General features: G+C 60.7%; 9 protein-coding genes and 3 pseudogenes. 2 read left to right on the top strand and 10 right to left on the bottom strand.

Annotation, left to right across the window (positions count from 1 at the left end; all coding sequences use genetic code 11):
• Positions 1-114 (top strand): annotated as a pseudogene (locus DDZ14_RS18745) (IS5/IS1182 family transposase); the annotation flags it as partial.
• A gap of 211 nt (positions 115-325) precedes the next feature.
• On the opposite strand, the gene DDZ14_RS18740 reads toward DDZ14_RS18745, so the two are convergent.
• From DDZ14_RS18740 to DDZ14_RS18700, 9 genes and pseudogenes are all read right to left on the bottom strand, one after another.
• Positions 326-556, bottom strand: coding sequence for a zf-TFIIB domain-containing protein (locus tag DDZ14_RS18740; protein ID WP_109426504.1), 231 nt, complete (start codon positions 554-556; stop codon positions 326-328).
• A 364-nt stretch (positions 557-920) separates the two neighbouring features.
• Positions 921-2,186, bottom strand: a complete 1,266-nt coding sequence (locus DDZ14_RS18735) for an MFS transporter (RefSeq protein WP_109426502.1) — start codon at positions 2,184-2,186, stop codon at positions 921-923.
• Positions 2,187-2,348: 162 nt separating this feature from the next.
• Positions 2,349-3,604 (bottom strand): annotated as a pseudogene (locus tag DDZ14_RS18730) (AMP-binding protein).
• Positions 3,601-4,419, bottom strand: coding sequence for an enoyl-CoA hydratase (locus tag DDZ14_RS18725; protein ID WP_109426501.1), 819 nt, complete (start codon positions 4,417-4,419; stop codon positions 3,601-3,603). The pseudogene DDZ14_RS18730 and the gene DDZ14_RS18725 overlap by 4 nt, the downstream one beginning before the upstream one ends.
• Positions 4,409-5,293 (bottom strand): MBL fold metallo-hydrolase, encoded by an 885-nt coding sequence (locus tag DDZ14_RS18720; protein ID WP_109426500.1) that lies wholly within the window; start codon positions 5,291-5,293, stop codon positions 4,409-4,411. The genes DDZ14_RS18725 and DDZ14_RS18720 overlap by 11 nt, the downstream gene beginning before the upstream one ends.
• Before the next feature lie 9 nt (positions 5,294-5,302).
• Positions 5,303-5,698, bottom strand: a complete 396-nt coding sequence (locus DDZ14_RS18715) for a rhodanese-like domain-containing protein (RefSeq protein WP_109426499.1) — start codon at positions 5,696-5,698, stop codon at positions 5,303-5,305.
• Positions 5,699-5,814: 116 nt separating this feature from the next.
• The gene (locus DDZ14_RS18710) at positions 5,815-6,279 is read right to left on the bottom strand and encodes a CoA-binding protein (protein WP_109426498.1); all 465 of its coding nucleotides are present in this window, start codon (positions 6,277-6,279) and stop codon (positions 5,815-5,817) included.
• Positions 6,280-6,648, bottom strand: coding sequence for a 2Fe-2S iron-sulfur cluster-binding protein (locus DDZ14_RS18705; protein WP_233252647.1), 369 nt, complete (start codon positions 6,646-6,648; stop codon positions 6,280-6,282).
• Positions 6,645-8,000, bottom strand: coding sequence for a selenium-binding family protein (locus DDZ14_RS18700; RefSeq protein ID WP_199221378.1), 1,356 nt, complete (start codon positions 7,998-8,000; stop codon positions 6,645-6,647). Before DDZ14_RS18700 ends, DDZ14_RS18705 begins: the two co-directional genes overlap by 4 nt.
• A gap of 69 nt (positions 8,001-8,069) precedes the next feature.
• Between DDZ14_RS18700 and DDZ14_RS18695 the strand changes: the two genes are divergently transcribed.
• Positions 8,070-8,831: an IclR family transcriptional regulator gene (locus DDZ14_RS18695; RefSeq protein ID WP_109426496.1), complete on the top strand. Its 762-nt coding sequence runs from the start codon at positions 8,070-8,072 to the stop codon at positions 8,829-8,831.
• Here DDZ14_RS18695 and DDZ14_RS20060 read toward each other — a convergent pair.
• Positions 8,830-9,032: pseudogene (locus DDZ14_RS20060) on the bottom strand (DDE-type integrase/transposase/recombinase); the annotation flags it as partial. The gene DDZ14_RS18695 and the pseudogene DDZ14_RS20060 sit on opposite strands and share 2 nt — an antisense overlap.
• Positions 9,033-9,158: the final 126 nt, after the last annotated feature.

Genomic DNA, 9,158 nt, shown 5'->3' with positions numbered 1-9,158 from the left:
ATCATGTTCGGTAGGCTCAAAGACTGGCGACGGGTCGCAACCCGATATGACCGATGCCCGAAGGTATTCCTCTCCGCCATCGCACTCGCCGCAACCGTCATCTATTGGCTATGAGTCCTGACCCTAAGCTGACAATGGCTCGTTTGTTGGTACTGTCGGCGCTCTGAAAGGTCTTTCTCCTTACAGAACAATATTTTGTGCCCTCTCGTCAGTGGGGCGCGCCGGGAAGGAAGACCAGACGCGATTCTTCTGACAGTGCCCCCCACGAGTGCTGGGACATGAACGATGCCCATGCGAAGTCTTTGCTGCACTGGGAAACTCAAATTCAGAAATCGAAAAGGTCGCCGAGGAACGACTCCCGCTTCTTCTTGTGCGGACGCGACCCATGATCGTCACGCGAATACGTGGGTTCAGGCGCAGAAGGCGCCGCTCTCTCGACGATTTTGTCGAGTTCTCCGCGGTCGAGCCAGACACCCCGGCATTTCGGGCAATAATCGATCTCGACGCCACTGCGCTCGGCGGTCACGAGCGTTTCTCCATCCACGGGGCACTGCATGCGGTCCACCTCTCCTGATCAGTCCGGTCTTTCTTTCGAGCGGATATATAAGCACTTGCTTGTGAATCAGCTTTGAAGATTGGCCCCTTTCTGAAAGGTAACAAGTGCCTGTCTTTGCTTGCAAATTCGCAACGCAGTTGGGGTCATCATCGGTGCCGACCATGACCCCACCCAATTTCCAATTCATGCAATAAATCAAGGCGTTATGCACTCTTAGCGTGGGGTCAACCTACGGCGCTGAATCACACGCAAGCCAAGTTCCTTTGACAACGCCCCTTTGACAACACCGTCACTGAATTTTACCCACCCTGCCCCGTTCAAGCACCTCAACTTGACACCGCCCTGCGCGCCTTTGCAACGGCGATCAGGACTGAGCCTCGGCCTCGCGTTCTGCCTCGGCCTGTTCGGCCGCCCATGCGCCCGCCGCTTCCACCGCCACGGCAGAGGCGGTGGGCAGCACGCCCAGGTAGCTTTCGGTCTCGTCCACCGGAGCGGTCGAACGTTGCGTCATCCGGTAGAGCGCATAGAGCGCGATGGCCCCGAAGGTCGCGCCAAGCACCAGCCAGAAGGCGAACGGGCCAAGCCCCTGCATCGCCCAGCCGGTGATCAGCGGCCCCGCGATGGCGCCCAGCCCGAAGGTGAAGACGAGCCCCCCGGAAGCAGCTGGCATGTCCTCGGCCGAAAGAAAATCGTTGGTGTAGGCCAGAAACAGGGCATAAAGCGGCGTTGTCACCCCGCCGGCGAAGAAGGCGGCCGCCATCAAGGTCCACAGGCTGCCGCCGGTGATCCACCCCAACGCACAGGATGCCGCGCCGAGAGAGGCCGCCCCGAAGATCAGCTTGCGCCGGTCCAGCCGGTCCGAAAGCCAGCCAATGGGATATTGCAGCACCAATGCCCCGGCAAACAGCATCGCGACGAACAGCGCGATCTGTGCCGCCGTCAGCCCGATCTGGGTGCCGAACACAGCGCCCATGCCTGATTGTGTCGCGTAGACGTTGCCCAAAAGGAATATTCCCACAGTGCCGAGCGGAGAACCCGCGAATAGGTCGCGCAAAGACATAGGGCGTGCGACCTCGGCTGCCGGGATCGGGGCGACGGACAGAAGGATTGGCGTAAGCGAAACCGATACAAGGATAGAGGCGCCGATGAAAAGCACGGCACTCCCCGCATCGCCCAGCGTCAGTAGCCCCTGCGCTCCGATGATACCAAGCGTCTGTGCAATCATGTAGGCCGATAGCACCTTGCCGCGCGTCTCGTTGGTGGCGGCGTGGTTAAGCCAACTCTCGGCGGTCACATAAACGCCTGACATGCAGAAGCCCACGAGCAGCCGCAGCACAGTCCAGGCCCAGGGTTCGGCTAACAGCGGAAAGGCAATCAGCCCAGCCGACATGAAGCTGCCCAGCGCCGCGAAAACACGTACATGACCAACCCGCCGGATCAGCAACGGGGTAAGACGCGCGCCCGAAAGGAAGCCCACGAAATAGCCCGAGGTGACGATGGCCAATTCCGCGGCCGAGAACCCCTCGATCCCGCCGCGCAGGCCGATAAGGGTGAAATGCATGCCATTGCCCAGCATGATGAACACGATGCCGAGCAGAAGGGCCCAGACCCCGGACAACACTTGAAACATGAAACGTCCTTTCGCGTACTAGGGTCTTCCTGTGCTTCCCGCAGCTTTGCACGGGCCAGCAAGCACTCCCATCGCTGCAGCGCCACATGGACAATCGGTTGCGACCGTGTGTCAACGACGGCGTGACTTCTGACCATTTCGGGCCACGCCGCAAAGTCGAATTCAGTCTCCCCTGACACCGGACCTGGCGCGATCGCGCAGTTCGTTCTTTCTGACCTTGCCGGTCGTCGCCTTGGGCAATTCGCAGAAGATTATTCTCTTGGGGCGCTGGAACCCTGCGAGACGGGCATGGGCGTGCGCCAGGAGTTCCTCTTCGGTGACAGTCGCGCCGCCCGCCAGTTCAACAAATGCGCAGGGCACTTCACCCCATTTCTCGTCCGGAAGGGCCACCACAGCGGCCATGCTGACGGCGGGGTGCGAGTAGATCGCCTTTTCCACCTCGATGGACGAGATGTTCTCGCCGCCTGAGATGATGATGTCCTTGGCGCGGTCGCGGATCTCGACATAGCCATCGGGATGGTGCACCGCGATGCCGCGGGACCAGAACCAGCCGTCCTTGAACGACTTTGCGGTTTCCTCCGGTTGCTTGAGGTAGCCTTTCATCACGATATTGCCGCGAATGAAAATCTCGCCGAAGGTTTCACCGTCCCAAGGCACCGGCCGGCCAGTTACGGGATCGAGGACCAACACGTCTTCCTGCAACTCATAGGCGACGCCCTGGCAGGCCTTGAGACGTGCACGCTCTTCCAGCGACAGACCCTGCCAGGCGGTTTTCTCGGCGGACACCACAGCCGGGCCGTAGACTTCGGTCAGACCGTACACATGGGTGACAGATATGCCCATCGCCTCCATCCCGGCGATCACCGTGGCGGGCGGCGGTGCGGCGACGGTCATCATCTTGATCTTCTGCGGGAACTCGCGCCTGTCTTCGGGCGCCGCGCCCGAGATCATCGACATGATGATCGGTGCACCGCAGAGATGCGTGACGCCGCGTTCTGCGAAGGCTTCATATATCGCGTCGGCTCTTGGCGCACGCAGGAATACGTGGCACCCCGCCAACAGCGTGATAGGCCAGAGAAAGCACCGGCCATTGCAGTGATAGAGCGGAAGCGTCCACAGGTAGACAGCGTGGCCCTGATCGCGCCCAGCATCGGCACCGCCAGCGCGCACTCGAGCGCTTCGGGGATGTTGGGCGCGATCAGGGCCATCGTGTCGCCCTTGCCGACCCCACGTTTCGCCAGAGCGGAGGCCAGCCGCTTGCAGCGCTCGGCCACCTCGCCCCAGGTGCGCCTGATTGACCCGTGTATCTGCGCGGGCAGTTCGGGATGCACCCTCTCGACTCGCTTGAGGATTAAAACTGGGGATAGCGCCGTGTGATTGGCGGCGCAGCGCGCCAGTTCCGGTCCACCGTAGATCATTTACCGGTCCAATCGGGCATGGGTTCCTTGCGCGTGAAGGCGCCGATTCCGGCCTCGGCGTCGCGGGCCATCATATTTTCGGCCATCACGCGGCCGGCGAAGGCATAGGCATCTTCCAGTGGCATCTCCGCCTGCTCGTAGAAGGCGCGCTTGCCGATTTTGACGGCGGCGGGCGATTTGCCGGCAATGATGCGGGCCATTTCTATCGACGCGCTCTCCAGTGCCTCGCGTTGGACCACGCGGTTCACGAGTCCCATCTCGGCAACGCGGGCCGCGGGCAGGAACTCACCGAGAAGCAGCATCTCCATCGCCAGCTTGCGCGAGACATTGCGGCTGAGCGCAACCATTGGTGTCGAGCAGAAGAGGCCGATACTCACCCCCGAGGTAGCGAAGCGCGCATCTTCGGACGCCACCGCCAGATCGCAGGAGGCGACAAGCTGGCATCCGGCGGCGGTCGCGATCCCCTTCACCTCGGCGATCACCGGCTGCGGCAGGCGCACCACGCGGAGCATCATGGCAGAGCAGGTTGCGAAAAGGTTCTGAAAATACTGGAATCCACCGTCAGCATCTGCTCGACGTTCGGTCATTTCCTTGAGGTTATGGCCGGCACAGAAATGGTCGCCTGCGCTGCGCAGAATCACAACCTTGACCGAATGATCTTCGGCGATCTCGTCAAATGTGTCTGTCAGCGCCGCCAGCATGGCTTCGGAGAGAGCATTTATCGACCTTGACGCATTCAGGGTTAGTATCGCGACACCGTCGTCATCGGTGCGCTTAACGAGATCGGATGGGTATGTTTCGCTTTCATAAGCCATTTACGGGAACCTTCAGCATGGGCGCGCCGCTGACGTCGCGCGGGATTTCGCCTGCCCGCATGTTTACCTGCAGGGACGGGATGATCAGTTTCGGCATTGACAGCTGAGCGTCTCGCTCTGATCGGAACCGGACAAATTCCTCGCGCGTCTTGCCGCCACCGACGTGGATGTTCTCGGCCCGTTGCTGTCCAATCGTCGTCTCCCACGCGATCGCGCGGCCACCAGGGCCGTAATCGTGGCAGATGAAGAGCCGCATTTCCTCCGGGAGGGTCAGCAACTTCTGGATGGAATCATATAGCTCACCGGCATCCCCGCCCGGAAAATCGGCGCGGGCCGAACCGCCATCGGGCATAAACAGCGTATCGCCCGCAAAGGCCGCATTGCCGATCACATGCACCATGCAGGCCGGTGTGTGACCCGGCGTCGCGATAGCGAATCCACTCATCCCGCCTATGGAATAGGTGTCGCCATCCTCGAACAACGCATCAAATTGCGATCCATCGCGCTGGAACTCGGTGCCTTCGTTGAAGACCTTTCCGAAAGTTTCCTGCACCTCGGCTATCCGCGCGCCAACCCCGATCTTGCCGCCCAGTTGCTGCTGCAGATAGGGTGCGGCCGACAGATGATCCGCATGAACATGGGTCTCGATGATCCATTCCAGGACTAGGCCGCGCTTGCGGATCGCCTCTATCAACCGATCGGCATTGGAATATGTGATCCGTCCCGCCGCATAGTCGATGTCCAGGACACTGTCGAAGATCGCGCAGGCGTCCGATGCAGGATCATTGACGATATAGGAAATCGTGTTGCTGGCCGGGTCGAAGAACCCTTCGACCCGCGGCTCGACGGACATATCCAATGCTGGAAACCCCATGTCGTCCCCCTAGGCCCTGGTCAGCGTTCCGCCGGCCTTCTTCCAAGCGGCCACACCGCCGGACAGATTCACCACCGGTTTTAGCCCCATGTCCAGTGCCACCTGGGCCGCCAGCGCCGACCGCCCCCCGGAGGCGCAGTAGAACACGTAGGTCTTGTCCTCGTTGAACTCCGGCTTGTGCGCGGAGCTTTCAGGGTCGATGTGGAACTCCATCATGCCGCGCGAAGAGGCCACGGCACCGGGGATCATCCCGGTCTTCGCCTGTTCGGTTCCGTCCCTGAGATCGACGAATACGTAATCGGGCGAGTGCACCACCTGCATTGCTTCTTCTACGCTGATGGCCGGAACGGCCGCCAAGGCCGCCTTGACGATCTCCTTGGAGCCTTTGGTGATAGTCTGGGCCATGTTCGGTTTCCTGTTTCGGGCTGCGACGAACCCCGTAGGCACAGCGTTCAGAGGCCAATCCGCCGTCCCACCGCTGCCGCGGGCGGGGGGCACATGTTATTCGGCGACGGGTCCGCTCATATCGCCAGATCGAGCCGCGGCTTCCAGAACGGGCGGAACAACTCGATCTTGGGGCAGCGGTTCATCACCACCTTCAGGCCGGCCTCCTCGGCCAGCTTCGCAGCGCGGTCGTCGTAAACGCCGATCTGCCCCCAGAGCACTTTGGCGCCGATGCCGATGGCCTGCTGAGCAATGGCGTATAGCTCTTCCTTGGGCCGGAAGACCTCGACCATATCGACCGGGCGGTCGATCTCCTCGAGCGAACGGTAGACCGGGATGCCGCGAATCTCTTTAAGTTTCGGGTTCGGGTTGACCGGGACCATATCGTAGCCGGTTTCGTGCAGCACCCGCAGTACGCCGTAGCTGAATTTGGTCTTGTCGCCACTGGCGCCGATCATGGCGATGGTTTTGACCGACCGCAGAATGTCCGCGAGGTAATCCTGCGAATAATCGTACAGACGATCGATGTCGGCTTCGGGCATTTACGCCTCCTTACGCGTTGCGATATCCGCTTTCAGCTCGTGCGGCTCCAGCGGATCGAGAAAGGGGTTGCGGTAAAGCTTGTCATGGCTCTCAACGCCGATCTCCAGCGTGCAATCCGTCACCGGCCGGGCGACGCAGAGGATGACATAGCCATTACTGACCTGGCGATTGTTCAGCGCCACTTGCCGGCGCTGATCAATCTCGCCCGCGGTCAGCTTGGCTGCACACGTGATGCAGCCGCCGTACTTGCAGCCATAGGGCAGATCGACCCCCTGCGCGCGCAGCGTGTCGAGCAGCGGGCGGCGGGAATCGACCTGATACGTCGCGCCCCCCCGGTTTGAGATCGTTATGGTACGGGTCCCGGTCACAGCCAGATATCGCTCGTGCAATCGCCGCCAGGATAGCGGGTCTCGTGGCATCGGGAGGGCCCGTTCGGCTCCTTGCCAAAATCAACAATGAACTCCTCGTTGATCTTCATGCCGCCGTTTTCGACGTCGCAATCGATCATGACCATCACGCCGCCCTGTGTGCGGATATCAGGGTAGAACTGGTTGTCCCAGGTCGAGAACAGCGAGGTCGTGACGTAGAGCCGCTTGCCGTCGAGGCTGAGCTGGAACATCTGCGGTCCGCCCGCGACCTTGACGCCGTTGACCTCTGGCGCCCGGCCCAGGAGCCCACCCATCCAGACCTGCCCGGTGAGTTTCGGGTTATGCGGATCGGTGATGTCGTACTGGCGCATGTCGCCGTGCAGCCAGTTGTTGAGGTAAAGATACTTGTCGTCCATCGACACGAGGATCGCCGACATCACGCCTGGCACCGGAATCGGCCATGCGGGATGCGGTTCGTTTTCCACGTCGATGACCTTTTCCCATTCCCATGTGCCCTCATCGGACTTCCAGAAATGGATGACATTGGTGGAAAGCGCCGCGCCACAAAAGCCGTGCGTGCTGTCGGGGTCGTGCAGGAACTTGACCTCCAACGGGATAAGCCCGTCCTCGCCCAGATACATGCTATCGATGGGCGTACGCTTTTCGAAATCCCAGATGTGCAGGCGACGGCCATACTTCAGGTGGCCCACTTCTTCGAGGTCAAAGCCCGGCATGAAGGTGTTGGGCGCGGCCCATTCCGAAGAGATCATCACGTTGTGGCGTGGCTGATACCAGAAATCATAGCCAAACGGGATATCGCCCATCGAGTTTTCCCAGCGGCCGACAATATCGAAATCCTTGTTGAGATGCAGATAGCCGCCCGGCGCCTCGCCCCTGGCGTCGCCGAGAAACGAGATGATGATCTCGGACCCCAGGCAATGCACCGTGTGCGGGCCGCTCAGGTTTGTCCTGGCCTTGATCTCGGCGCCGTCGATCACCTTGTGCAGACGCGGCGCACGCGGGTCAGTCGCGGTGTCGATGACATGGATGTTGTTCGACCGGACGCCGGGGACCAGCAGGTATTTGCGAGACATCGAGCTGTCGTCATGGCACGACGAACAGGCGTTCCAGCCCATGTGATGCAACTCGTCGCCAATACCCGGCATCTCCAGCCGGTGGATTACCTGGGAATAGGTAGGGCTGGCGGGATCGGCGTCCACGGTCGCCAGGTAATCGGGCTTTTGGATCCCCGTCCCGGTGTAGATCGCGATCGTATAAAGCAGCTTCTCCCGAGGCGCGTTGATCGCCTCCTGCGGGCTCGCATAGCCCGGTCCGCAGCATGCTCCATCCATTATCGAGCCCCCTCTTGATTCCTCAGTTTCTATCATATATCGAAAATGCAACTATCAGGATATAAGAAAATGCACCTTGAACGATTGGCGTTGATCCTTGAGATCGTTGGACAGAAGGACGAGGCCACAGTGGCCGATATCTGTGCCCACTCTGATCTTCCGAAGCCTTCCGCCTATCGGCTTGTTCAGGATCTGGTCGCCGCAGGCCTATTGGAACCCGTAGCCAAGGGCCGATTCGTCATCGGCACCCGACTGAAGCGAATCATGCAAAGCGACCAATCCGATCGCGTCCTGCTTGAGTTCGTAGCACCGGCCCTGAAACGCGCGGCGGCCGAGTATGGGGCGGCCTTTTTCCTGTCACGACTGCGGGGACGGGCGGTCGAGATCATTCACGTGGAACCCCCTGACAACGGCGTATCCTACCTTCATCCCGGGCTTGGCAAACGCCCGCTTCATGCCTGTTCCTGTTCCAAGGCCGTCGCCGCGTTTTCGCCCGAGTTGCGCTTGACCCAGGATCTGGAGGGCCGTCTCAAGGGCTATACCGAGTTCACTCTCACGCGGATCGTGGATTTGGAGGAGGAACTCAAAGCCATCCGTAAGCGCGGATACGCGGAATGCGTCGAAGAGATCGAACGCGGCATGTGCTCGGTCGCGGCGCCGCTGGGCAAAACGGGACCGGGTGCGACCATGTCGATCGGCACCACCGGCTCGACGCGGGTGTTCACGCCGGCATTCCGCGAAACGACCGGAAAGATGCTCACACATCTCGCATGCGATCTATCAGCCAGCCTAGGCTGGCCGGAACCGGCGGTGGCCTGGAAGTCGGGGTAGCTGTTCGGTCCCTTCTCTTCGAGGCGAAACTTTCCAGGACGTCACCTTCATAATCAAAAGCCCGCCGCAGATAGTGCCTCTCCTCATTGATCTTCACGAACATCTCGTCCAGGTGCCACCAGAATCGGATCGCCTCGTGCCTCCCGTCGGTCCCGCGCTCGTCAGCGGTTCCTCGCCGTTCCGAAGCGATAGTGGGGACCGCCTGATCTTCCCCCACTAAAGTGGTCCGCCGTAATGTTTAGGAAAACGGAGGACCGGAATGGCTACGAAGCGGCACAAGCCTGAGGAGATTGTCACGAAACTGAGGCAGGTTGAGGTGCTTGTCGG

Origin of the sequence: Maritimibacter sp. 55A14, from assembly GCF_003122205.1 — a bacterium.
In the GTDB taxonomy this organism is placed as follows: domain Bacteria; phylum Pseudomonadota; class Alphaproteobacteria; order Rhodobacterales; family Rhodobacteraceae; genus QEYE01.
This window is presented reverse-complemented; position numbering and strand designations above follow the sequence as displayed.

Coding starts and splice junctions, on each gene's coding strand:
- DDZ14_RS18740 (WP_109426504.1), bottom strand. CDS start 556: ATGCAGTGCCCCGTGGATGGAGAAACGCTCGTGACCGCCGAGCGCAGT.
- DDZ14_RS18735 (WP_109426502.1), bottom strand. CDS start 2,186: ATGTTTCAAGTGTTGTCCGGGGTCTGGGCCCTTCTGCTCGGCATCGTG.
- DDZ14_RS18725 (WP_109426501.1), bottom strand. CDS start 4,419: ATGGCTTATGAAAGCGAAACATACCCATCCGATCTCGTTAAGCGCACC.
- DDZ14_RS18720 (WP_109426500.1), bottom strand. CDS start 5,293: ATGGGGTTTCCAGCATTGGATATGTCCGTCGAGCCGCGGGTCGAAGGG.
- DDZ14_RS18715 (WP_109426499.1), bottom strand. CDS start 5,698: ATGGCCCAGACTATCACCAAAGGCTCCAAGGAGATCGTCAAGGCGGCC.
- DDZ14_RS18710 (WP_109426498.1), bottom strand. CDS start 6,279: ATGCCCGAAGCCGACATCGATCGTCTGTACGATTATTCGCAGGATTAC.
- DDZ14_RS18700 (WP_199221378.1), bottom strand. CDS start 8,000: ATGGATGGAGCATGCTGCGGACCGGGCTATGCGAGCCCGCAGGAGGCG.
- DDZ14_RS18695 (WP_109426496.1), top strand. CDS start 8,070: ATGCACCTTGAACGATTGGCGTTGATCCTTGAGATCGTTGGACAGAAG.